19 protein-coding genes are annotated in these 23,203 nt (G+C 59.2%); 11 read left to right on the top strand and 8 right to left on the bottom strand.

Annotated elements, in window-relative coordinates; genetic code table 11:
- Positions 1-13: 13 nt before the first annotated feature.
- Positions 14-925 (bottom strand): 5-dehydro-4-deoxyglucarate dehydratase, encoded by a 912-nt coding sequence (gene kdgD, locus BK670_RS17870; RefSeq protein WP_007915340.1) that lies wholly within the window; start codon positions 923-925, stop codon positions 14-16.
- 296 nt (positions 926-1,221) lie between these two features.
- Here kdgD and BK670_RS17865 point away from each other — a divergent pair, with 296 nt between their 5' ends.
- Entirely contained in the window at positions 1,222-1,602 is a 381-nt protein-coding gene (locus BK670_RS17865; RefSeq protein WP_123451645.1) for a hypothetical protein, read from the top strand.
- Positions 1,603-1,606: 4 nt separating this feature from the next.
- Here the strand turns inward: BK670_RS17865 and BK670_RS17860 are convergent, their stop codons facing one another.
- From BK670_RS17860 to BK670_RS17845, 4 genes are all read right to left on the bottom strand, one after another.
- Positions 1,607-2,356, bottom strand: coding sequence for a FadR/GntR family transcriptional regulator (locus BK670_RS17860; protein ID WP_123451643.1), 750 nt, complete (start codon positions 2,354-2,356; stop codon positions 1,607-1,609).
- Positions 2,357-2,542: 186 nt separating this feature from the next.
- Positions 2,543-4,270 carry an ABC transporter ATP-binding protein/permease gene (locus BK670_RS17855; RefSeq protein ID WP_123451641.1) on the bottom strand — a complete coding sequence of 576 codons (1,728 nt, stop codon included), beginning with the start codon at positions 4,268-4,270 and terminating at the stop codon, positions 2,543-2,545.
- Between the two features lie 96 nt (positions 4,271-4,366).
- Positions 4,367-4,927 (bottom strand): response regulator transcription factor, encoded by a 561-nt coding sequence (locus tag BK670_RS17850; RefSeq protein WP_003221630.1) that lies wholly within the window; start codon positions 4,925-4,927, stop codon positions 4,367-4,369.
- Complete coding sequence (locus tag BK670_RS17845; protein WP_123451639.1) at positions 4,920-6,182, bottom strand: ATP-binding protein; 1,263 nt, start codon at positions 6,180-6,182, stop codon at positions 4,920-4,922. The genes BK670_RS17850 and BK670_RS17845 overlap by 8 nt, the downstream gene beginning before the upstream one ends.
- A gap of 313 nt (positions 6,183-6,495) precedes the next feature.
- Here BK670_RS17845 and BK670_RS17840 point away from each other — a divergent pair, with 313 nt between their 5' ends.
- Positions 6,496-7,212 carry an SIMPL domain-containing protein gene (locus BK670_RS17840; RefSeq protein ID WP_123451637.1) on the top strand — a complete coding sequence of 239 codons (717 nt, stop codon included), beginning with the start codon at positions 6,496-6,498 and terminating at the stop codon, positions 7,210-7,212.
- A gap of 170 nt (positions 7,213-7,382) precedes the next feature.
- Here the strand turns inward: BK670_RS17840 and BK670_RS17835 are convergent, their stop codons facing one another.
- Positions 7,383-7,745: a DUF6124 family protein gene (locus BK670_RS17835; protein WP_123451635.1), complete on the bottom strand. Its 363-nt coding sequence runs from the start codon at positions 7,743-7,745 to the stop codon at positions 7,383-7,385.
- A gap of 902 nt (positions 7,746-8,647) precedes the next feature.
- On the opposite strand from BK670_RS17835, the gene BK670_RS17830 reads away from it, so the two are divergent.
- From BK670_RS17830 to BK670_RS17790, 9 genes are all read left to right on the top strand, one after another.
- Complete coding sequence (locus BK670_RS17830) at positions 8,648-10,249, top strand: ABC transporter substrate-binding protein (protein WP_123451633.1); 1,602 nt, start codon at positions 8,648-8,650, stop codon at positions 10,247-10,249.
- 260 nt (positions 10,250-10,509) lie between these two features.
- Positions 10,510-12,135, top strand: a complete 1,626-nt coding sequence (locus BK670_RS17825) for an ABC transporter substrate-binding protein (RefSeq protein WP_123451630.1) — start codon at positions 10,510-10,512, stop codon at positions 12,133-12,135.
- A 300-nt stretch (positions 12,136-12,435) separates the two neighbouring features.
- Positions 12,436-14,034 (top strand): ABC transporter substrate-binding protein, encoded by a 1,599-nt coding sequence (locus BK670_RS17820; protein ID WP_123451628.1) that lies wholly within the window; start codon positions 12,436-12,438, stop codon positions 14,032-14,034.
- A gap of 175 nt (positions 14,035-14,209) precedes the next feature.
- Positions 14,210-15,586 carry an OprD family porin gene (locus tag BK670_RS17815; protein WP_123451626.1) on the top strand — a complete coding sequence of 459 codons (1,377 nt, stop codon included), beginning with the start codon at positions 14,210-14,212 and terminating at the stop codon, positions 15,584-15,586.
- 78 nt (positions 15,587-15,664) lie between these two features.
- Positions 15,665-17,260, top strand: coding sequence for an ABC transporter substrate-binding protein (locus BK670_RS17810; RefSeq protein WP_123451624.1), 1,596 nt, complete (start codon positions 15,665-15,667; stop codon positions 17,258-17,260).
- Between the two features lie 73 nt (positions 17,261-17,333).
- Positions 17,334-18,344: an ABC transporter permease subunit gene (locus tag BK670_RS17805; protein ID WP_123451622.1), complete on the top strand. Its 1,011-nt coding sequence runs from the start codon at positions 17,334-17,336 to the stop codon at positions 18,342-18,344.
- Between the two features lie 10 nt (positions 18,345-18,354).
- A complete protein-coding gene (locus BK670_RS17800; protein ID WP_123451620.1) occupies positions 18,355-19,281 on the top strand; it encodes an ABC transporter permease subunit in 927 nt (308 codons plus the stop codon).
- A 10-nt stretch (positions 19,282-19,291) separates the two neighbouring features.
- Positions 19,292-20,260, top strand: coding sequence for an ABC transporter ATP-binding protein (locus tag BK670_RS17795; RefSeq protein WP_095125386.1), 969 nt, complete (start codon positions 19,292-19,294; stop codon positions 20,258-20,260).
- Complete coding sequence (locus tag BK670_RS17790) at positions 20,260-21,240, top strand: peptide ABC transporter ATP-binding protein (protein WP_123451618.1); 981 nt, start codon at positions 20,260-20,262, stop codon at positions 21,238-21,240. Before BK670_RS17795 ends, BK670_RS17790 begins: the two co-directional genes overlap by 1 nt.
- Positions 21,241-21,449: 209 nt before the next feature.
- On the opposite strand, the gene BK670_RS17785 is transcribed toward BK670_RS17790, so the two are convergent.
- Together BK670_RS17785 and BK670_RS17780 are read right to left on the bottom strand one after the other, a co-directional pair.
- The gene (locus tag BK670_RS17785; protein ID WP_123451616.1) at positions 21,450-21,713 is read right to left on the bottom strand and encodes a hypothetical protein; all 264 of its coding nucleotides are present in this window, start codon (positions 21,711-21,713) and stop codon (positions 21,450-21,452) included.
- Positions 21,714-21,869: 156 nt separating this feature from the next.
- Positions 21,870-23,063 (bottom strand): MFS transporter, encoded by a 1,194-nt coding sequence (locus BK670_RS17780; protein WP_123451614.1) that lies wholly within the window; start codon positions 23,061-23,063, stop codon positions 21,870-21,872.
- Positions 23,064-23,203: the final 140 nt, after the last annotated feature.

The following is a 23,203-nucleotide window of genomic DNA, read 5'->3' as shown; positions in this document are numbered from 1 at the left end:
TTTTTATCGGGTGTTACTGCGCACCTTGCTTGTCGATCAGCGCAGCGAGCATTTCGTACTCTTCGCCGGTCAGGTCGGTCAGCGGTGCCCGCACCGGGCCTGCGTCATAGCCGGCGATTTTCGCGCCTGCCTTGACGATGCTCACGGCGTAACCGGCCTTGCGGTTGCGGATGTCGAGGTACGGCAGGAAGAAGTCGTCGATGATCTTGCCAACGGTGGCGTGATCTTCACGGGCGATCGCGTGGTAGAAGTCCATCGCGGTTTTCGGGATGAAGTTGAACACCGCCGAGGAGTAAACCGGCACGCCCAAAGCCTTGTAGGCAGCGGCGTAGACTTCGGCGGTCGGCAAACCACCCAGGTAGCTGAAGCGATCACCGAGGCGGCGACGGATCGACACCATCAACTCGATATCGCCTAGACCATCCTTGTAGCCGATCAGGTTCGGGCAGCGCTCGGCCAGACGTTCCAGCAGCGGCGCGTTGAGGCGGCAAACGTTGCGGTTGTAGACGACCACGCCGATGTTGACCGATTTACACACAGCTTCAACGTGAGCGGCAACGCCGTCCTGGCTGGCTTCGGTCAGGTAGTGCGGCAGCAGCAACAGGCCTTTGGCGCCCAGACGCTCGGCTTCCTGAGCGTACTCGATGGCCTGACGGGTCGAACCACCGACACCGGCCAGAATCGGCACGCTGGTGGCGCAAGTGTCGACGGCAGTCTTGATGATTTCCGAGTATTCGCTGGCGGCCAGGGAGAAAAACTCACCGGTACCGCCGGCGGCGAACAAGGCTGAAGCGCCATACGGAGCCAGCCATTCCAGACGTTTGATGTAGCCGGCGCGGTTGAAATCGCCCTGCGCGTTGAAATCGGTCACCGGGAAGGACAGCAGGCCGGCAGAGAGGATGGACTTCAGTTCTTGTGGATTCATTATTCGAACACCCTGGTAGCAACGTTTTTTGTGAGTGGACCGTTCAGCCTTCGCCGAAGTTGTAGGTCATCGTACAACTTAAAAGATAACCGTCAACTGCATTTCATCGTTGTCGGTGTTTTTTTGTCGGACAACCGTGTTTAAACCACAGCACGAACCAGCGCAAAGGCCCGTTTTTACTGGATTACATTGCAGAAATGTCTGGTCAAGATTCGTTTACTGAGCGCTGCTACCACGCCGGGTAAGGTGCGAGGACTGCCACGAAGGATCGTGGCGGACCACTCGAAGGAAACCGAATGTCCATGAATTACGCTGCCCCGACCCTTTCGCAAATTGCCGCTTCGGCCTCCGACACTCTCACTCTTCAGCTATCGACGCTGCCCGCTGTCCTGATTGCACAGGTCCCGGATTCCAGCGATTTCCCGGCGAACTGGAGCGTTTACCCGATTCTCGGCGACGACCCGGAAGAGCCGGAATGGGAAGGTGAGGAAGTCAACACTGGCACTTGGGACGATGCTGAAGACGAGTTGGAGAAACTGACGGGGATCGAGTTGCAGATCCCCAAAGAGGTGCTGCGTCCGTACCTGAACACAGAGGTTGAATTGCGCTACAAGTTTTCCGACGAGTCGAGTATGGAGCCGTTTTCGCAGGCGTTGACGTTGCGGATCGAGGCTTGACGACTTAACCCCTCTGCGCCTGCGCCTCTTCATGGGCCTGGCGCAGTCTTTCACGGCTGTTGGTCAGATGCAGACGCATCGCTGCACGGGCCGCATCGGAATCCTGACGGGCAATTGCGTCGTAGATTTCTTCGTGTTCACGGCTCAGGCGGCTCATGTAGTGCTGCTGATCATCGTGAGCCAGGCGCGCCGAGTTCAGCCGCGTACGCGGAATGATGCTGGTGCCCAGGTGAGTCATGATGTCGGTGAAGTAGCGGTTGCCGGTGGACAGGGCGATTTCCAGGTGGAAAGCAAAGTCCGATGACACCGCATCGCTGGCATGAGCGGCGCTTTCGTTCAAGGCGTCGAGCGCAGCGCGCATGGTTGCCAGTTGCTCGGGGCTGCGGCGTTGTGCCGCGAGGCCGGCGGATTCCACTTCGAGGCTGATGCGCAATTCGAGAATCGCCAATACGTCGCGCAGGGTAACGACGGTGGCCGGGTCGATACGGAAACCACTCGGGCTTGGCGTGTCGAGCACGAAAGTACCGATACCGTGGCGGGTTTCCACCTGGCCGGCGGCCTGCAAACGGGAAATCGCCTCGCGGACCACGGTACGGCTGACGCCATGAGCTTCCATGATCGCCGACTCGGTAGGCAGTTTATCACCGCGCTTGAGCAGGCCATCACGAATCTGCTCGCTCAACACCGTCACCAATTCCTGGGCGAGGCTGCGGCGCTTGCGGGGGAGGCGCGGGGTGTCGATCAGCTTTTCCATGATTTGTATCTTGTCTCGAAAGTTCGGCTTGCGGCCATCATAGCTCAAGCGGGTTGTACGATCACCGCCCAGATCACATTGCCCTACTGTGGGAGCGAGCCTGCTCGCGAAAACGTCGTTTCAGGCGACAAACTTGTCGACCGGTATGACGCCTTCACGAGCAGGTTCGCTCCCACAGGTGGGTCTTCAGACGGCTACGGCCTGTTCGACCAGACGCCCGCTGTCGATCCGCACATGCCGTGGATGGAAGCGTTTCAGACTGCTGCGATGGCCAACGCTGACAATGCTCAGCCCCGGCAATTGATCGATCAACGCCTGATACAGCGTCGCTTCGTCTTCCTCATCCATCGCCGAAGTTGCCTCATCCATGTATAGCCACTGCGGTGCGTAAAGCATTGCCCGAGCGAAGGCCAGTCGTTGCTGCTCGCCCGGCGAGAGCATGCGCTGCCAGTGATTGGCCTCCTCCAGCCGCGCGACCAGATGCGGCAAGCGGCAGGTTTCCAGCACTTGTGCATAACGTTCCGGCGCGTAGGTGTCGCCCGGTTGTGGATAACTCAAGGCTTCGCGCAGGGTGCCGATTGGCAGATACGGTTTCTGCGGCAGGAACAGATACCGCGCCGCCGGCAAGCGAATGTTGCCGTGCCCCGCCGGCCACAGATGTCCCATCGCCCGCAACAGCGTCGACTTGCCACTGCCGGAACGCCCGCTGAGCATCACCCGCTCGCCCGGTTCAACGGTCATGTCGGCATTGGTCAGCAGATGACGACCGTCGGCCAGATCCAGTCCGAGGTTATGCACTTTCAACTCGCTGCCCTGATTCTGCACATCGATGGCCGGGGCACGCTCTTCGTTATCGGTCATGGCCTGACGGAAGCTCAGCAGACGATCACAGGTAGCGCGCCAGGAAGCGAGGCTCTGGTATGCATTGATGAACCAGCTGAAGCTTTCCTGAACGTTGCCGAATGCCGAGCTGATCTGCATCAGCTCACCGAGTTCGATCTTGCCGGACAGGTAACGCGGCGAAGCCACAATAAACGGAAAGATGATGGCCGCCTGACTGTAACCGGCGGTAAAGAACGTCAAGCGCTTGGACACTTTCATGATGTCCCAGAAGTTATGCCAGACCATCCCGAAACGGTTGCTCAGCCGGCGGTTCTCATTCGGTTCGCCGTTGTACAAGGCGATACTCTCGGCATTCTCGCGAATCCGCACCATGGAAAAACGCAGGTCGGCTTCGAAGCGTTGTTGTTGGTTGTTCAGGCCGATCAAACGACGACCGATCAAATGCGTCAGCCAACTGCCCACCACGGCGTAAACCAGCACGCACCAGAACATGTAGCCGGGAATGGTGATGCCATAGACTTCGATGCTGCCCGACACGCCCCACAGAATGATCGAGAACGACACCAGACTGACGATATTGCGCAGCAGTCCGATACCCAGCTCAAGGGTATTGGAGGTGAAGTTGTTCAGGTCTTCGGAAATCCGCTGGTCCGGGTTATCGGTATAACCGCCCTGCTCCAGCTGGTAGTAATTCTTGTCGGCGAGCCAGCGGGAAAAATACTTTTCAGTGAGCCAGGCCCGCCAGCGAATCGTCAGCATCTGCGTCAGATAGAGCCGATACACCGCCCCAACAATGGCCACCGCCGCAATCCCGCAGAAATACAGAATCAAGCGCCAGAACGCCGCTTCATCCTTCTTCTGCAGGGCGTTGTAAAAATCCTTGTACCAGGTGTTGAACCACACCGAGATGCCCACGCTGAGCAGCGAGAGTGCGATCACTGCAATCAGCAGCGTCCAGGCCTTGACCTTCTCCTCACTGCGCCAATAAGGCGTGATCATCGCCCACACTTTGCGAAAAAACTGCCCGCGCACAGCGTCGTTGACCGCGGAATATTCAGCGTTCTGATTCATGGATAAGGCTCGATATAGAAAAGAACAGACACGCACCGATCATAGTTGATCGGTGCGTTTCATCGCGAGGGCTGGCGATGGTCGTTCAGCGCAGGTTCAGCGACGAACCGGGCGCTTCTGCAGTTTGCGCTGCAGGGTGCGGCGGTGCATGCCCAAGGCGCGGGCAGTGGCGGAGATGTTGCCTTCGTGCTCGGTGAGCACGCGCTGGATGTGTTCCCACTGCAGGCGGTCGACCGACATCGGGTTTTCCGGCACCAGACTGTCGAGGTCGGCGTGCTCGGAGAGCAAAGCCGCCAGCACGTCGTCGGCGTCGGCCGGTTTGCACAGGTAGTTGCAGGCGCCGCGCTTGATCGCTTCGACCGCGGTGGCGATGCTCGAGTAACCGGTGAGGATCACCACGCGCATTTCCGGGTCCAGCTCCAACAACTTCGGCAGCAGCACCAAGCCGGAATCGCCGTCCATTTTCAGATCCAGCGCGGCGTAGTCCGGCAGATCGGCCTGGGCGATGGTCAGGCCTTCCTCGGCGGAACCGGCGGTGCTGACGCGAAAGCCACGGCGAGCCATCGCGCGGGCCATCACTCGGGTAAACGTTGCGTCGTCGTCGACCAGCAGCAAATGCGGCAGTTCTTCGCCTTCGACTTGGATTTCGTCACTCATGTTGGTCTCCTCGGGCGCCGTGGGGCAGGCGCAGCTCGGTGAGCGTGCCGCCTTCCTCATGACTATAGAGTTTCACTGAGCCGCCGGCGCGTGTCACGCTGGCCTTGCTCAAAAACAGGCCCAGGCCGAAACCTTTGCCCTTGGTGGTAAAAAACGGTTTGCCGATCTGTTCGGCGATGGCCAGCGGCACACCAGCGCCGTGGTCGCGAATGCTGATGGTCACGGTTTCCGTGTCCCAGTCCAGGGTTACCTTGAGGTTTTCCGGGCAGGCGTCGGCGGCGTTGTTGAGCAAATTCAGCAAGGCCTGAGTCAGATCCGGCGGCGGCGCCATGCGCGGCACCGTGCCCTGGCCGAGCCGGTGGAAGCGGTAACTGGCCTCCGGACGCATCAGGTGCCAGCGGTTCAGCGCCTCGTCGAGCCAATCGGTGACGTCCTGCATCTCGACGGCCAGACGCCGGTTGGCCTCAGCGGCGCGTACCAGTTGCTGCAAGGTTTCCTTGCACAACTTGACCTGATCCTGCAGCACTTTCAGATCATCCTGCAGCATCGGGTCAGGATGGTCCTGCTGCATTTCCTTGAGCAACACGCTCATGGTCGCCAGCGGCGTGCCCAGTTCATGGGCGGCGCCGGCGGCCTGGGTGGCAACGGCGAGCAATTGCTGATCACGCAGGCCTTCTTCGCGGCGAATCGCGCGCAGTTCTTCCTGGCGGCGCAGCTCCTCAGCCATGCGCGCGGCGAAAAACGTGATCACTGCCGCAGCGAGCGCGAAGCTTAGCCACATGCCGTAGATCTGCAGGTTTTCACGGGCGACCGGCAGGGTTTCCAGCGGATAGAAACGCGTCAGCATCAAGGTGTAAAGCGCCAGCGCAATGCCGGAGAGAATCACCGAATAGCGCCACGGCAGCGTCACCGCGGCGATGGTCAGCGGCACCAGATAATAAGAAACGAAGGGGTTCGTAGAGCCGCCGGAGAAATACAGCAGTGCACTGTGGATCACCAGATCACAGGCCAATTGCAGCGCATATTCGAGTTCGGTCACCGGCCACGAAGTGCGCAAGCGCACGGCGGTGAACACGCACAGCAGCGTCGAGCAGCCAAGGGTCATCGCCAGTTGCACCCACGGCAACGGCAACAATTGCAGCCAGTAGGCCAGACCCACGGAACCGGCCTGCGCGGCGAGCACCAGGGTGCGGATAAAAGTCAGCCGCCAGAGGTTCTGGCGAGTGGCGGAAGTCAATTGTACGGGGGCGAGCATGAGCTCTCCTGATGAGCGCTCCAGGCGGATCGCACGGAGTATAACCAAGCCGCGGCCTCCAGAGGCGAAAGTGCGGCAAACGACCACATGGCGAAAACATTTTCGGCGGCTATAGGGACGCCTTCGCGAGCAGGCTCGCTCCCACAGGGGAACGCATTTCAAAGGTGGGAGCGAGCCCGCTCGCGAAGGGCTGCACAGCAGCCCCGGCCATCTGTATAGAAGTTGTAACTGGGCGAACCGGATCATAAAAGCTAGAGTCTGATGGTTTCACGCAGGCCCGATCCAACACCTGCGCCCTCATCAAGGAGCCTTCATGCACACATTCCGCCGCAGCGCCGCCCTTCTCGCCCTGACCGTCGGCAGCATCGCCAGCCTTCCGGCCCTGGCCGCCGATGAGCTGCACTACAACCAGATTGCCCTGCGCGCCGAAGTCAGCACGGAAGTGGCCCGCGACCTGATGATCGTCACGCTCTATACCGAAGAGCAAAACACCGACCCGGCCAAACTCGCCGCCGACGTCAGCACCACCATGAACAAGGCCCTGGCCCAGGCCAAGCAAGTCAAAGACATCACCCTGCGCCAGGGCAGCCGCAACAGCTACCCGATCTACGACACCAAAGGCCAGAAGATCACTGGCTGGCGCGAACGCGCCGAACTGCGCCTGGAAAGCGCCGACTTCGCCGCCCTGTCCAAACTCACCGGTGAACTGCTCGGTGACCTGAAAATGGGCGGCATGGACTTCGCCATCGCCGACCCGACTCGCAAGGCCAGCGAAGATCAGTTGCTCAAAGAAGCCGTGACGGCCTTCAAGGCGCGCGCCCAACTGGCCACCGATGCACTGGGCGGCAAGGGCTACAAAATCGTCAACCTGAACCTCAACAGCAACGGTTATCCACAACCGTACCTGCGCGCGCCGATGATGATGAAAGCGGCGGCCATGGATTCGGCACCAGTGACGCCGGAAGTTGAAGCGGGCACCAGTCAGGTCAGCATGACCGCTGATGGCTCGATTGAAGTGTTGATGCAGTGATGTGATGTGGGCTGAATGAAAAACCGGCGATCAGACAATGATCGCCGGTTTTTTTGTGTCCGGGATTTGTGTTGTTTGTTCTGGCGTCATCGCGAGCAGGCTCACTCCTACAGGGGAACGCATTCCAAATGTAGGAGTGAGCCTGCTCGCGATAAACGATGACGCGGTCCTCAGGTTTGCGGATCAACCCGATCCAGCGCCCGGTTTACCGCAAGCTCCGCCAGCATGATGATCTGCTGGATCCCCAACACCGTATTTCGCTGCAAACCGCTCAGCTCATTGGCAAAGTTGCTGGCTGCGGCGCTGGCAGAGGCCAGTGATTCACAGGCATGGGCGAGCAGACTTTCGGTGTCGACGTTGGGACAGACCATGAACATCGTGCTGGGTTGGCGCGGTTTTCTGGTTTCGGGGATGAGGTAGAAATCGAGGGCGCGTTTGATAGCTTCGCGGTTTCGGGCGAGGTCTTCGGCGCGGAGGGCTTCTTCGAGTGGGGTTGGTTTTTCTTCGGGTGGATCGGGTACAGGCTTAGTCATGCGTTTCACCTATGAAATTGAGCCATCTCCTGCCGTTTCTCACACGGCGAAGAGGTGGCAGCTTTGTGCGGGGTGAGAAAACCGGTCATAGGCACCCGGCCAGACATAAGTCTGCCCGCACAGAGCCGCCATAACGCATTTGCATGCAGCGGATTGGCTGGCGGCAATTATGCGGGCATGAACACTGAATGACTATGAATTGCCGGGTTCTCACACCCGATCGCTGAACCTTCAGCGACAACCCAAGCCTAGAGAGCGAGCGTCCGACGGACAACCTGAAAACCTTGTGGGAAGGTTCTGGTTATTTCACACGCCTCTAAACACAGAAAAGTAATCGGGTGACTGGGTGGGCCTCATCGCTGGCAAGCCAGCTCCCACAGAAAGCAAAAGCCAGATCAAAAGATCGCAGCCTTCGGCAGCTCCTACAGAGGGGGCAAGTACAACCCGCACGCGGCGAAGTCCGCACCACTCAACACAATGAGCGCAAGCTCGAGTACCGCTTTTGATCTTGATCCACGGGCGACGTCGGAAGGCTGAGTGGAGGGATTGATCCGGGGGTGGGAGCGCAGCGACCGTTTGGCGCAGCCAAACACAGCGAGAGGAGGTGCAGCGAAGCAAACCGTAGGCGCTGCGCCCGGATCAATCCCGGAGCGAAGGAACCCCGAGCCCCAGCGAGCGGGCCGCACGTAGGAGCAAGCGTTTTTGGTTACTTTTGAGGCGTTTGTCAAAAGTGACCCGCCGTAAGGGCGGAACCCTAGGCCGCCGTTACCGCAGCAACGGATATACCCACAACCGCTGGATATACCGAGATAGACACCTCCCCAAGAAAAACGATATTTCCGCCAACACCCCCGCCCCAGCTACTCTTCCAAGATCACCACCGCCGATTCCCCGGGGACCCCATGCCAAGATCCACCCTAAAACCGCTCTTGATCTCCCTCGCCCTAACAGCCATAGCCCCGATCGCCAACGCCGCCACCACCCTGGTCTACTGCTCCGAAGCCAGCCCCGCCGGCTTCGACCCCAGCCAATACACCAGCGGCACCGACTTCGACGCCTCCGCCGAAACCGTCTTCAACCGCCTCACCCAATTCAAACGCGGCGGCACCGACATCGAACCCGGCCTGGCAACCAAATGGGACGTCTCCAGCGACGGCCTGCAATACACCTTCCACCTACGCCAAGGCGTGAAATTCCACACAACGGAATATTTCACCCCGACCCGCGACTTCAACGCCGACGACGTGCTCTTCACCTTCGAGCGCCTGCTCGACCCAGAAAACGCCTTCCGCAAGGCCTACCCCGCCGAGTCCCCGTACTTCACCGACATGGGCCTGAACACCACGATCAAATCGGTCGAAAAACTCGACGACACCACCGTGCGCTTCAACCTCAACAACGTCGACGCCGCCTTCGTGCAAAACCTCGCCATGAGCTTCGCCTCGGTGCAGTCAGCCGAATACGCCGCGCAACTGTTGAAAGAAGGCAAAGCCGCCGACCTCAACCAGAAGCCGATCGGCACCGGCCCGTTCGTGTTCAAGCGTTACCAGAAGGACTCGCAGATCCGCTACACCGCTAACACGGCCTACTGGAAACCCGAGGATGTGAAGATCGACAACCTGATCTTCTCGATCACCCCGGACGCCGCCGTGCGCCTGCAAAAACTCAAGACCGGCGAGTGCCAGGTCAGTGGCTACCCACGCCCGGCCGACATCGAAGTGATGGAAAAAGACCCGAACCTGCGCGTGCTCAAACAAGCCGGTTTCAACCTCGGTTTCCTCGCCTACAACACCACTCACGCGCCACTCGACCAGCTCAAGGTGCGTCAGGCGCTGGACATGGCCATCGACAAACCGGCGATCATCAAAGCCGTCTACCAAAGCGCCGGCCAGTTGGCCCAAAACGCTTTGCCGCCGGCGCAATGGTCATATGACCCGAATATCAAGGATGCCCCTTACGACCCGGTAAAAGCGCGGGTGCTACTGAAAGAAGCAGGGGTTGCACCGGGTACAACCATCAACCTCTGGGCGATGACAGTGCAACGCGCCTCGAACCCGAATGCGCGGATGTCGGCGCAGATGATCCAGCAGGATTGGGAGAAAATCGGCATCAAGGCCAACATCGTCAGCTATGAGTGGGGCGAGTACATCAAACGCGCCAAAAATGGCGAACACGACGCGATGATCTATGGTTGGACCGGTGACAACGGCGACCCGGACAACTGGCTCGGCGTGCTCTACAGCTGCGCGGCGGTGAAAGGCAGCAACTACGCCAAATGGTGCGACCCGGCCTACGACAAACTGGTGCAACAGGCCAAGGTTTCGACCGACAAGGCGCAACGGGTAAAACTGTATCAACAGGCGCAACTGATCCTTAAACAGCAGGTGCCGATCACCCCGATTGCCAACTCCACGGTGTTCCAGCCGCTGCGCAAAGAAGTCACTGACTTCCGGATCAGCCCGTTCGGTCTTACCCCCTTCTATGGCGTGGGTATAAATAAGTAACACCAAGCCCCAAGGCGGCGCGCACAACGTGACCAACGCACCATTTTGGGGCTTCATTTGCACCGTAAAAACCACCCGCAAACGGTCAAATGCGTCAGAAGTTATACAGATGCGACATTAAGGTACGTTCGTGCCACGCTTTGAGGCCGGCAGTCGTTCTGGATCTTGCAATGGGTATGGCCCCTGCATAAGTATCCGCAGGCACGACTCACGAGGTCGTACCTCACAACTAAAAAATGACAACAAATCATGAGGCCAACATGCTTAAACACGCGGTCATTCCGTTTTTAGTCGGCGCAGGCTTGTTAGCCTCCGCACCTTTCGCATCCGCTGCGACTAACCTGGTGTTCTGCTCCGAAGGCAGCCCGGCCGGTTTCGACCCAGGCCAGTACACCACCGGAACCGACTTCGACGCCTCAGCCGAAACCATGTTCAACCGCCTGACCCAGTTCGAGCGCGGCGGCACCGCCGTGATTCCTGGTCTGGCGACCAAGTGGGACATTTCCGATGACGGCCTGACGTACACCTTCCACCTGCGTGAAGGCGTCAAGTTCCACACCACTCCGTATTTCAAGCCGACTCGTGAGTTCAACGCCGACGACGTGCTGTTCACCTTCAATCGCATGATTAACAAGGATGACCCGTTCCGTAAGGCGTACCCGACCGAATTCCCGTACTTCACCGATATGGGGATGGACACCAACATCACCAAGATCGATAAAGTCGACGATCACACCGTCAAGTTCACTCTGAAAGAAGTAGATGCCGCGTTCATCCAGAACATGGCCATGAGCTTCGCCTCGGTACAGTCCGCCGAATACGCAGCGCAGCTGCTGAAAGAAGGCAAGCCTGCCGACATCAACCAGAAGCCGATCGGCACTGGTCCGTTCGTGTTCAAGAGCTACCAGAAAGACTCCAACATCCGTTACACCGGCAACAAGGATTACTGGAAGCCTGAGGATGTGAAGATCGACAACCTGATCTTCGCTATCACCACCGACCCGTCGGTACGTATTCAGAAGCTGAAAAAGAACGAGTGCCAGGTCACCCTGTTCCCACGTCCAGCCGACCTGAAAGCGCTGAAAGAAGACAAGTCGCTGAAGATGCCTGACCAGGCCGGTTTCAACCTGGGCTACATCGCTTACAACGTGATGGACAAGGTCAAAGGCAGCGACGAGAAAAACCCGCTGGCTGACCTGCGCGTACGTCAGGCGCTGGACATGGCCGTGAACAAGCCGCAGATCATCGACTCGGTTTACCAGGGCGCGGGCCAACTGGCCGTCAACGCCATGCCGCCGACCCAATGGTCTTACGACACCACCATCAAGGACGCCAAGTACGATCCTGAGAAAGCCAAACAGCTGCTCAAGGAAGCCGGCGTCAAGGAAGGGACCGAAATCGTTCTGTGGGCGATGCCGGTGCAGCGTCCGTACAACCCGAACGCCAAACTGATGGCTGAAATGCTCCAGTCCGACTGGGCCAAGATCGGCTTGAAAGTGAAGATCACCAGCTACGAATGGGGCGAGTACATCAAGCGCTCCAAAGGTGGCGAGAACCAGGCCATGATCATTGGCTGGAGCGGTGACAATGGTGATCCGGACAACTGGCTGAACGTGCTGTTCGGTTGCGACTCGCTCAGCGGCAACAACTTCTCCAAGTGGTGCGACAAGAAGTTCGACGGCCTCGTCAAAGAAGCCAAACGCACGACCGACCAGGCCAAGCGCACCGAACTGTACAAACAGGCGCAACACGTTCTCAAAGATGCAGTCCCTATGACACCTATCGCTCACTCGACGGTGTACCAACCCATGCGCGCCAACGTGCAGGACTTCAAGATCAGCCCATTCGGCTTGAACTCCTTCTACGGCGTCAGCGTCAGCAAATAAGGCATTGCAACGGCGACGTTTTTAACGTCGCCGTTGTTTTACCTGCCGGGAAGTTAGGAAATTGCCTACAGCCAATTCCGCAGTGGATTACCGCAGCGGTATAGGACGCGTCGCCTTTTCCTACGAGCTTTAAGGCATTTACGCATTTACTGCCAGAACCGCGGCCCCTACCGTCGGGTACTGACCAGTGTCTGCGTGGGCTACCGGTTTGCCGTACGCACTGGATTGAGCTCAATGCTGCCAAAACGTCTCCGGATGAGACGACGGCACATTGAACAACACTAAAAAAGAGGGAGCGTCATGCGCCATACCTTGATTTATTCCGCATTGCTGGGTGCCGGCCTGTTGGCCGCATCGTCCGTCAGTTTCGCCGCCAGCAAAAGTCTGGTGTTCTGCTCTGAAGGCAGCCCGGCAGGTTTTGATACCGCGCAGTACACGACAGCGACCGATAACGACGCCGCCGAACCGATCTACAACCGTCTGGTTGAGTTCGAAAAAGGCGCGACCAACGTCGTCCCGGGCCTGGCAACCACGTGGGATATTTCCGAGGATGGTCTCAAGTACACCTTTCACCTACGCGAAGGGGTGAAGTTTCATACAACGCCGTACTTCAAACCGACCCGCGACATGAACGCCGATGACGTGCTGTTCACCTTTAATCGCATGCTGGATGCCCAGCAACCTTTCCGTAAGGCTTATCCCACAGAATTCCCGTATTTCAACGGGATGAGCCTGAACAAGAACATCGCCAAGGTCGAGAAGACCGGGCCGCTGACCGTGGTGTTCACCCTCAACAGCGTCGACGCCGCGTTCATCCAGAACATAGCCATGAGCTTTGCCGCCATCCTGTCCGCCGAATACGCCGACAAGTTGCTGGCCGAAGGCAAGCCGAGCGACATCAACCAGAAGCCGATCGGCACCGGGCCGTTCGTGTTCAAGAGTTATCAGAAAGACTCGAACATCCGTTACACCGGTAATAAACATTACTGGGACCCGAGCCGGGTCAAACTCGACAACCTGATCTTCGCGATCAACACCGACGCCTCGGTGCGCGTGCAGAAGCTCAAGGCTGGCGAATGCCAGATCACCCTGCACCCGCGCCCTGCCGATGTTGAAGCGCTGAAGGCGGACCCGAAACTGCAATTGATCTCCAAACCGGGTTTCAACCTCGGTTACATCGCCTACAACGTGCGGCACAAGCCGTTCGACCAGCTTGAAGTGCGCCAGGCGCTGGACATGGCGGTGAATAAACAAGGGATTCTCAACGCTGTCTATCAAGGCGCCGGCCAACTGGCCGTCAACGCCATGCCACCGACGCAATGGTCCTACGACGACACTATCAAGGACGCTGCCTACAACCCGGAAAAAGCCAAAGAGCTGCTCAAGGCTGCCGGCGTCAAAGAAGGCACCGAGATCACCCTGTGGGCGATGCCGGTACAACGTCCGTATAACCCGAACGCCAAGCTGATGGCCGAAATGCTCCAGGCCGACTGGGCCAGGATCGGTCTGAAAGTGAAGATCGTCAGCTACGAATGGGGCGAGTACATCAAACGCACCAAAAATGGCGAGCACGACATCAGCCTGATCGGCTGGACCGGTGACAACGGGGATCCGGACAACTGGCTCGGCACGCTGTACAGCTGCGACGCTATTGGTGGCAACAACTACTCCATGTGGTGCGATCCGGCTTACGACAAGCTGATCAAAGAGGCCAAGGTCGTCACTGACCGCGAGCAGCGCACCGTGCTCTACAAACAGGCTCAGCAATTGCTTAAACAGCAAGTGCCGATCACGCCTGTCGCCCACTCGACGGTCAACCAACCGTTAAGCGCCAGGATCGAGGGCTTCAAAGTCAGCCCGTTCGGTCGCAACGTGTTCTCGGGTGTGGGTATCGATTAAACCAGCCGATTAGCCGCAACGCTGGGGGGCGCTGTCTAGCCCCTCACGCAAGCGCTTTGCCGAAATTCGCCAATCCGGCTTTTTGCAAACGTTTGCGATGTGTGAATAGGTTCTAAACCAATAACCGGCCAACCCAAAAAAGCCGGCATAAAAAGAAAGTAAAGGAGCTTCACCCATGAAACTGAGCAACACCGCGATACTGGCCCTGGCCATCAGCAGCATCACCGCCGGAGCCCATGCTGAAAGCGTCAGCCAGGACTTCATGCCGACGCAACTGGCCAGCACCAGCGCCCAGTCCGAAGCCAAAGGTTTTATCGATGGCCAGAGCCTGTCGGGTTCGACCCGTAACTGGTACGCCAACGAAGAAAAAAAGCGCGGCGGCACTTTCAGCTATGAACGCCACGGCGAAACCCTGACCGGCTCGCGCCGGATCAACTGGGTTCAGGGCACCATCCTCAACTACACCTCGGGCTTCACCCAAGGCACCGTGGGGATCAGCACTGAAGTCGCGGCGTACAACGCCATTGCACTGGATCGCAGCCGCGAAGACATCAAGGGCGGTTCCAACCGTACCCTCGCCCACTCCAACGGCGACGCCGTCGACCAGTGGAGCAAACTCGGTCTGGCCAACGTCAAGGCGCGTATCTCCAACACCACCCTGACCGCCGGCCGCATGAACTTCAGCAGCCCGATCGTCGACGTCATCGGCAACCGTCCGCTGCCTTCGAGCTTCGAAGGTGTGGCAATCCACAGTGAAGAGTTCGACAACCTGTCGTTCGACCTCGCAACCTTCGATCGCGTGTCGCCACGTACCGAACAGAGCCTGTCGAAATTCCGCACCGAATACAGCAATACCGGTGTTGAAACCGACCACGTCAACACCGCCGGCGTGAACTACCAGCCGCTCAAGAGCCTGAAAACCAGCCTCTACGCGACCCAGGCTGAGGACTTCTGGAACCAGTACTACTTCGGCGCCACTCACGAACTGGGCGACAGCTCGGTACTGAGCCTGACCACCGGCCTGAACTACTACAAGACCGTCGACGAAGGCAAAAAGTTGATGGGTGAGATCGACAATGACACCTACTCGCTGTCGTTCGGTCTGACTCACCAGGCACATACCCTGACCTTCTCGTACCAAGAAGTGAACGGTAACGAGTACTTCGACTACCTGCACGAAACCAACGGCATCTACCTGGCCAACTCCCTGCTGTCGGACTTCAACGGTCCGAACGAGAAGTCCTTCCAGATCGCCTACGGCATCAACATGGCCGAGTACGGCATTCCAGGCCTGAAGTTCAACGCCTATAGCGCTCGCGGCTGGGGCATCGACGGTACTCACTACGTCGGTACCGCTTACGACGTGCGCAACATGGACGGCGAACACCATTACGAATACGGCATCGGATCCTCGTATGCCGTGCAGAGCGGCCCGCTCAAGGCCACTACCATCCGCGCGACCTACACCACGCACCGCGCCAGCGAAAACCAGGCTGACGGCAGCATCAACGAGTTCCGTCTCGTGACCACGATTCCATTCAACATCCTGTAAAAAACGCCAACCGACGGCTGACTCATGATGAGTCGGCCGTTCGGTTTTTTGTCTTCAACCGATTGCAGAGGGTTATCGATGAAAATGCTTCCCCTACGTGCGGCCGTCGCTGCCGCGTTGTTGAGCGCCGCCATCGGCGTCTCGGCCAAACCCTTGGTGGTCTGCACCGAAGCCAGTCCGGAAGGCTTCGACATGGTCCAGTACACAACTGCAGTCACTGCCGATGCGGTGGCCGAAACCATCTTCAACCGTCTCGCGGACTTCAAGCCCGGCACCACCGAGGTGATTCCGGCGCTCGCCGAATCCTGGGACATCAGTGAAGACGGCCTGACCTACACGTTCCACCTGCGCAAAGGCGTCAAGTTTCACACCACCGAATACTTCAAGCCGACCCGCGACATGAACGCCGACGACGTGGTCTGGAGCTTCCAGCGTCAGCTGGACCCGAATCACCCGTGGCACAAACTGTCGAGCGTGGGCTTCCCGTACTTTGAAAGCATGGGCTTCAAAGAACTGCTCAAAAGCGTAGAAAAAGTCGACGACAACACGGTCAAGTTCACCCTGACCCGCCGCGAAGCGCCGTTCCTGGCCGACATCGCCATGGCGTTCTCCTCGATCTACCCGGCCGAATACGCCGACCAGTTGCTCAAGTCCGGCAAGACCGGCGACCTCAACAACAAGCCTGTCGGCACCGGCCCGTTCATCTTCCAGCGCTACGCCAAAGACGCCCAGGTACGTTTCAAGGCCAACCCGGATTACTTCCGTGGCAAGGCGCCGGCTGACGCGCTGATCCTGGCGATTGCCACCGACAACAACGTACGCCTGCAAAAGCTCAAGGCCAACGAGTGCCAGATCGCTCTGTATCCGAAACCGGATGACATCCCGAGCATCAAGAAAGACAGCAACCTGAAAGTCGATGAGCTGGACGCGATGACCGTCTCCTACATCGCGATGAACACCCAGCACAAATACATGAGCGACGTGCGCGTGCGTAAGGCCATCGACATTGCCTTCGACAAGGAAGCCTACGTCAACGCCCTGTTCGGCAAAGGCAATGCGTCGGTCGCGGTCAACCCGTACCCGCCGACCCTGCTCGGCTACAACCACGACCTGAAGAACCCGCCACGTGACCTCGACAAGGCCCGCGCCCTGCTCAAGGAAGCCGGGGTTCCGGAAGGCACCGTGTTTACCCTGTTTACCCGCAACGGTGGCGGCCCGACCAACCCGAATCCGATGCTCGGCGCGCAAATGATGCAGGCTGACCTGGCGAAAGTCGGGATCAAGATCGATATCCGCGTGATGGAATGGGGCGAAATGCTCAAACGCGCCAAGGCTGGCGAACACGATATGGTCTCGGCCGGATGGGCGGGCGACAACGGCGACCCGGATAACTTCCTGACGCCTATGCTCAGTTGCGAGGCCGCCAAGAACGGCGAAAACTACGCGCGCTGGTGCAACGAGAAATTCCAGGCACTGCTCGACGAAGCACGGGCTAAAGTAGATCCGGCCGAACGCGCGAAACTCTATGAGCAGGCTCAGGTCCTGTTTAATCAGGATCAACCGTGGATCAGCATGGCCCACACCCGGATGTTTACTGCAATGCGCAAGAACGTAGAGGGCTACCACATCAGCCCTCTGACAACTAATAACTTCGCCACTACCCAGGTGAAGTAGATAAGAAACTCCCGGTGCCCCTGACCCCAGGGACACCGGGCACGCCTAACCGGCTGATGAGGTACCACACAAGATGTTTAGTTTTATTGCCCGCCGACTGGGGTTGTTGATCCCCACGTTTTTCGGCATCACCCTGCTGACTTTCGCGTTGATTCGCATGATTCCGGGCGACCCCGTGGAAGTGATGATGGGCGAACGTCGGGTCGACCCCGAAATGCACGCTCAGGCAATGGAACGCCTAGGTCTGAACAAACCGCTGTATGCCCAGTATCTGGACTACATCGGCAAACTGGCCCACGGCGATCTCGGCGAATCCCTGCGTACCCGTGAAAGCGTATGGACCGAGTTCACCTCCCTCTTCCCGGCGACCCTGGAACTGTCCATGGCCGCCCTGCTGTTCGCCGGCATTCTGGGCCTTCTGGCCGGGGTGATTGCGGCACTCAAGCGAGGATCGCTCTTCGACCACGGGGTGATGGGCATCTCCCTCGCGGGGTATTCGATGCCGATTTTCTGGTGGGGCCTGATCCTGATCATGTTCTTCTCGGTGAGCCTCGGCTGGACGCCGGTTTCCGGGCGGATCGACCTGCTCTATGACATCGAGCCGCGCACCGGCTTCATGTTGATCGACACGCTGCTGGCCGATGAAGTCGGGGCGTTTTTCGATGCCCTGCATCACCTGATTCTGCCGGCCATCGTGCTTGGCACCATTCCGCTGGCGGTGATCGCGCGGATGACCCGTTCGTCGATGCTCGAAGTACTGCGCGAAGACTACATCCGCACCGCCAAGGCCAAAGGCCTGTCGCCGTCGCGCGTGGTGTTCGTGCACGGTCTGCGTAACGCACTGATTCCGGTACTCACCGTGGTCGGTCTGCAAGTCGGCACCCTGCTGGCCGGTGCCGTCCTGACCGAAACCATCTTCTCCTGGCCCGGCATCGGTAAATGGCTGATCGAAGCCATCGGCGCCCGGGACTACCCGGTTGTGCAAAACGGCATCCTGTTAATCGCCTGCCTGGTGATTCTGGTCAACTTCGTAGTGGACATCCTCTACGGCTTTGCCAACCCACGCATCCGTCATCAGCGCTGAGGTCCATACCATGAGCACTCCAACATCCTCAGTAGCCACCGCTGCTTCCAGCGCGGATCAAAGCCTGCTGTACCCGTCACCGTACAAAGAATTCTGGCAAGCCTTCTCCAAGAACAAAGGCGCGGTTGCCGGCCTGCTGTTCATGCTGCTGATCATCTTCTGCGCGATTTTCGCGCCATGGGTCGCGCCGCATAACCCGAGCGAGCAATACCGTGACTTCCTGCTGACGCCGCCGGCGTGGCTGGAAGGCGGGCAGATGCAGTTCCTGCTCGGCACCGATGAACTGGGTCGCGACCTGCTGTCGCGCCTGATCCAGGGCTCGCGCCTGTCGCTGCTGATCGGTTTGTCGTCGGTGGTGATGTCGTTGATTCCAGGGATCCTCCTTGGTCTGTTCGCCGGTTTCTTCCCGAAGATGATCGGCCCGACCATCATGCGCCTGATGGACATCATGCTGGCCCTGCCGTCGCTGCTGCTGGCTGTGGCGATCGTCGCTATCCTCGGCCCTGGCCTGATCAACACCGTGATCGCTATCGCTGTGGTGTCGCTGCCGTCCTATGTGCGTCTGACCCGCGCTGCCGTGATGGGTGAGCTGAACCGCGATTACGTGACCGCCGCGCGCCTGGCCGGTGCCGGTCTGCCACGTCTGATGTTCATCACCGTGCTGCCCAACTGCATGGCGCCGCTGATCGTGCAGGCGACCCTGAGCTTCTCCTCGGCGATTCTCGATGCCGCTGCGTTGGGCTTCCTCGGCCTTGGCGTACAACCGCCAACCCCTGAGTGGGGCACCATGCTGGCCTCGGCCCGCGACTACATCGAACGCGCCTGGTGGGTGGTGAGCCTGCCTGGTTTGACCATTTTGCTCAGCGTGCTGGCAATCAACTTGATGGGCGACGGTCTGCGCGATGCGCTGGACCCGAAACTCAAGAACGCCGCCTGAGGAGATTCCCATGTCACTGCTAGAAATCAAGAATCTCAACGTTCGCTTCGGCGACAAAACCGCGACGCCGGTGGTCGATGGCCTCGACCTGAAAGTCGACAAGGGCGAAGTACTGGCCATCGTGGGCGAATCGGGTTCGGGTAAATCCGTGACCATGATGGCGCTGATGGGCCTCATCGAGCACCCCGGCATTGTCACCGCCGACTCGCTCAGCTTTGACGGCAAAGACATGCTCAAGCTGAGCAACCGTCAGCGTCGGCAGATCGTTGGCAAAGACCTGTCGATGGTCTTTCAGGACCCGATGACCGCGCTGAACCCGAGCTACACCGTCGGTTTCCAGATCGAAGAAGTGCTGCGCCTGCACCTGAAAATGTCCGGCAAGCAAGCGCGCAAACGTGCGATCGAGCTGCTGGAAAAAGTTGAAATCCCGGGCGCCGCCAGCCGCATGGACGCCTACCCGCACCAACTGTCCGGCGGTATGAGCCAGCGTGTCGCGATCGCCATGGCGATTGCCGGCGAGCCAAAATTGCTGATCGCCGACGAACCGACCACGGCACTCGACGTGACGATTCAGGCGCAGATCATGGATCTGCTGCTGGCGTTGCAGAAAGAACAGAACATGGGCCTGGTGCTGATCACCCACGACCTCGCGGTCGTGGCTGAAACCGCCCAGCGCGTCTGTGTGATGTACGCCGGTCAAGCCGTTGAAGTCGGTCAGGTGCCGCAACTGTTCGACATCCCGGCGCACCCGTACAGCGAAGCCCTGCTCAAGGCGATTCCCGAGCACAGCCTCGGCGCCTCACGCCTGTCGACCCTGCCGGGCATCGTCCCGGGCCGCTACGACCGTCCGCAGGGTTGCCTGCTGTCGCCGCGCTGCCCGTACGTGCAGGACAGCTGCCGTGCGCAGCGTCCAGGTCTTGATCCGAAAAGCCACAGCCTCGCCCGCTGCTTCTTCCCGCTGAACCAGGAGGTGGCGTAATGGCCGTCGTACTTACCGCCCGCGACCTGACCCGTCACTACGAAGTCTCCCGTGGCCTGTTCAAGGGCCATGCGATCGTACGCGCACTCAATGGCGTGTCGTTCGAACTGGAAGCCGGCAAGACCCTCGCCGTCGTGGGTGAGTCGGGCTGCGGCAAATCCACCCTCGCCCGTGCGTTGACGCTGATCGAAGACCCATCGTCCGGCTCGCTGAAAATCGCCGGCCAAGAAGTCGCCGGCGCCGACAAGGCCCAGCGCAAGCAACTGCGCAAAGACGTGCAGATGGTGTTCCAGAGCCCGTACGCGTCGTTGAACCCACGGCAAAAAGTCGGTGACCAGCTCGGCGAACCGCTGCTGATCAACACCAACCTCTCCGCCGCTGAGCGTCGCGAGAAAGTCCAGGCGATGATGAAGCAGGTCGGCTTGCGCCCTGAGCATTATCAGCGCTATCCGCACATGTTCTCTGGCGGTCAGCGTCAGCGTATCGCCCTGGCACGCGCCATGATGTTGCAACCGAAAGTGCTGGTGGCGGATGAACCGACTTCGGCGCTCGACGTGTCGATTCAGGCGCAGGTGCTGAACCTGTTCATGGACCTGCAGCAGGAGTTCAACACGGCTTACGTGTTCATCTCGCACAACCTCGCGGTGGTGCAACACGTGGCCGATGACGTGATGGTGATGTACCTCGGTCGCCCGGTGGAACTGGGTCCGAAGAACGACATCTACGAACGCCCGCTGCACCCGTACACCCAGGCGCTGCTGTCGGCGACCCCGACCATTCACCCGGACCCGAACAAGCCGAAAATCAAGATCGTCGGCGAACTGCCTAACCCGCTGAATCCGCCACCGGGCTGCGCTTTCCACAAGCGCTGCCCGTATGCGACCGAGCGTTGCAGCACGGAAGAGCCGGCGTTGCGCCAGCTCGACAGCCGGCAGGTGGCTTGCCACTACGCCGAGCAGTTCCTTGATGGCGCGGCGTAAGCAAATCCGGAGACCGACACGAAACCTGTAGGAGCTGTCGAGTGAAACGAGGCTGCGATCTTTTGATTGTCAGAATCAGAATCAAAAGATCGCAGCGTGCCGCAGCTCCTACGGGGATCGTGTTTATTCAGGGATAAAGTGTTGAGCAAACCCCTTCTGCCTCGATTGCGCATCAGTCGAGGCAGAAGGGGTTTTCTTTTGCCTGCGATTTACGTCTGGCTATCGCCTTCGTCATCCGGATCATCAGTGTCCGGCTCGTCAGTGGTCGAGTCGTCATCATCGGCTGCACCACCCTGGCCCTGATCGCCCGGCTCGGACTCAGACTTGGCGAGCATCAAGCCGCTGTGCCCGACCTGGCCGTTAAAGGCCTGGGAATCATGATCCTCGCACTCGGCCCAGGCCGTCGCGGTGCCGAGGGACAGCATGACCATCACTTTCAATAGCAATAAAACCCGTAGCAACCTGCTTTTCATAGCCGACTCCATCCATTTTCAGGTGAGACATTCGTGCCTGACTGGCGCTGTGTGAAATCTAGTTCCGATCCATCGGGTTCACCAGATAGGACGCTAACGAGCCGGCAGAAATGCCCTTCACCGACAGACAGGTTTCGAATAATGCCTATCGCCGGATCAGCTAAGCGGGCGCGTAGCTTGCCAGGTCAAGGGAATCGATATCAGCACCAACACAGTGCTGGCCAGCCAGACACTGTGGCCACCGAAGTTGCCGTACAACTGACCGCTGAGCACCGGCGACAACAGCGCACTGGCACTCCAGCTCATAAAGAACAGGCCGAAGTACTGACCGCTTTTGCCACTCTGGGCAAACTGCATCACCAGTACATTCAAAGGTGGCATGAACAACGCTTCACCCAAGGTCCAGATCAGCGTCGACAGACAGACGAACGCCAGCCCGGAACCGAACGGCAACATGCCCAATCCGCCGGCCAGCAACAAACTCCCTGCGAGCATTTGCCGACGCGTACCCCAGCGCTCACCCCAGTGCGACAGCGGAATCTGCAGCGCGATCACCAGCAACGCATTGAGCCCGAACTGCCAGCCGATCGCCTCGGTGCTCAACTGATAGTAATCACGCAGGTAGTTGCCCAGCGTGCTGTAGACCGTGTCGAAGGCGATGCCGAGCACGGCCGTCGCCGCCAGCAACCACAGGAACGGTTTATCGCGATACGGCGCACCCGATCCACTTGGGCCGCTCGTGGATGGCTCGTCATTGATCAGCACCGGACGACGCCACGTGGTGCGGACAAACCACAGCAGCGCCAGCAACGTCATCGCCGCACTGCCAAAAAATACCCAGCGAAAATCCGTCTGCGCCAACACCCCGCCCGCCACCCCGGCGGCGGCCATGCCCAGATTGCGCGCCACCCGGCTCAAGGCCTGCGCACGCGAACGCTGCGCCACCTCGCAATATTCCATGATCAGCCGCTGATGCAGGGTGCGAATAGCCCCATCGATCGTCCCGCTAAGCAACAACAATGCAGCGAGCAACGGCACTTGCGTGACCAGCCCCAGCAGAATCAACACCCACACCGAAATGAAGAACAGTGCCGCCGTCAGCCGCGCCGTGCGCACATGATCGCTGAGCCAGCCACCGAGCATCGAACCCACCAGCAAACCCGCGCCATACGCCGACAGCAACCAGCCCACCGTCTCGATCGCCAGCCCCAACTCCTGACGCAGGTACAACGCCATGAACAGCTTGACCATGCTGCTCAGGCGATTGATGAACAACAGCGCACCGAGCACCCAGGCCATCACACCGAAATAACTGCCGAGGCGCAGCAGGTGAGTCAGTCGACTCGTCATTCCATTGACCTCTCAAAGCGACTTGCGGGGAGCTGGAACACTAACGTCCAACAGGCGGGTTGTCGCGTTCAAGTACATTGATTCGACAAAAACGGAGTCGCCCTACATCCCCCTGTAGGAGCAGCCGCATGCTGCGATCT

Origin of the sequence: Pseudomonas fluorescens, assembly GCF_003732425.1 — a bacterium.
Taxonomy (GTDB): domain Bacteria; phylum Pseudomonadota; class Gammaproteobacteria; order Pseudomonadales; family Pseudomonadaceae; genus Aquipseudomonas; species Aquipseudomonas fluorescens_BE.
This window is presented reverse-complemented; position numbering and strand designations above follow the sequence as displayed.

What these genes read in the sequence shown, in the direction of transcription:
- BK670_RS17805 (WP_123451622.1), top strand. Translation starts at nt 17,334, where the DNA reads ATGTTTAGTTTTATTGCCCGCCGACTGGGGTTGTTGATCCCCACGTTT.
- BK670_RS17795 (WP_095125386.1), top strand. Translation starts at nt 19,292, where the DNA reads ATGTCACTGCTAGAAATCAAGAATCTCAACGTTCGCTTCGGCGACAAA.
- BK670_RS17820 (WP_123451628.1), top strand. Translation starts at nt 12,436, where the DNA reads ATGCGCCATACCTTGATTTATTCCGCATTGCTGGGTGCCGGCCTGTTG.
- BK670_RS17815 (WP_123451626.1), top strand. Translation starts at nt 14,210, where the DNA reads ATGAAACTGAGCAACACCGCGATACTGGCCCTGGCCATCAGCAGCATC.
- BK670_RS17855 (WP_123451641.1), bottom strand. Translation starts at nt 4,270, where the DNA reads ATGAATCAGAACGCTGAATATTCCGCGGTCAACGACGCTGTGCGCGGG.
- BK670_RS17800 (WP_123451620.1), top strand. Translation starts at nt 18,355, where the DNA reads ATGAGCACTCCAACATCCTCAGTAGCCACCGCTGCTTCCAGCGCGGAT.
- BK670_RS17780 (WP_123451614.1), bottom strand. Translation starts at nt 23,063, where the DNA reads ATGACGAGTCGACTGACTCACCTGCTGCGCCTCGGCAGTTATTTCGGT.
- BK670_RS17825 (WP_123451630.1), top strand. Translation starts at nt 10,510, where the DNA reads ATGCTTAAACACGCGGTCATTCCGTTTTTAGTCGGCGCAGGCTTGTTA.
- BK670_RS17840 (WP_123451637.1), top strand. Translation starts at nt 6,496, where the DNA reads ATGCACACATTCCGCCGCAGCGCCGCCCTTCTCGCCCTGACCGTCGGC.
- BK670_RS17860 (WP_123451643.1), bottom strand. Translation starts at nt 2,356, where the DNA reads ATGGAAAAGCTGATCGACACCCCGCGCCTCCCCCGCAAGCGCCGCAGC.
- BK670_RS17865 (WP_123451645.1), top strand. Translation starts at nt 1,222, where the DNA reads ATGTCCATGAATTACGCTGCCCCGACCCTTTCGCAAATTGCCGCTTCG.
- BK670_RS17810 (WP_123451624.1), top strand. Translation starts at nt 15,665, where the DNA reads ATGAAAATGCTTCCCCTACGTGCGGCCGTCGCTGCCGCGTTGTTGAGC.
- BK670_RS17835 (WP_123451635.1), bottom strand. Translation starts at nt 7,745, where the DNA reads ATGACTAAGCCTGTACCCGATCCACCCGAAGAAAAACCAACCCCACTC.
- BK670_RS17850 (WP_003221630.1), bottom strand. Translation starts at nt 4,927, where the DNA reads ATGAGTGACGAAATCCAAGTCGAAGGCGAAGAACTGCCGCATTTGCTG.
- BK670_RS17785 (WP_123451616.1), bottom strand. Translation starts at nt 21,713, where the DNA reads ATGAAAAGCAGGTTGCTACGGGTTTTATTGCTATTGAAAGTGATGGTC.
- BK670_RS17790 (WP_123451618.1), top strand. Translation starts at nt 20,260, where the DNA reads ATGGCCGTCGTACTTACCGCCCGCGACCTGACCCGTCACTACGAAGTC.
- BK670_RS17845 (WP_123451639.1), bottom strand. Translation starts at nt 6,182, where the DNA reads ATGCTCGCCCCCGTACAATTGACTTCCGCCACTCGCCAGAACCTCTGG.
- BK670_RS17830 (WP_123451633.1), top strand. Translation starts at nt 8,648, where the DNA reads ATGCCAAGATCCACCCTAAAACCGCTCTTGATCTCCCTCGCCCTAACA.
- kdgD (WP_007915340.1), bottom strand. Translation starts at nt 925, where the DNA reads ATGAATCCACAAGAACTGAAGTCCATCCTCTCTGCCGGCCTGCTGTCC.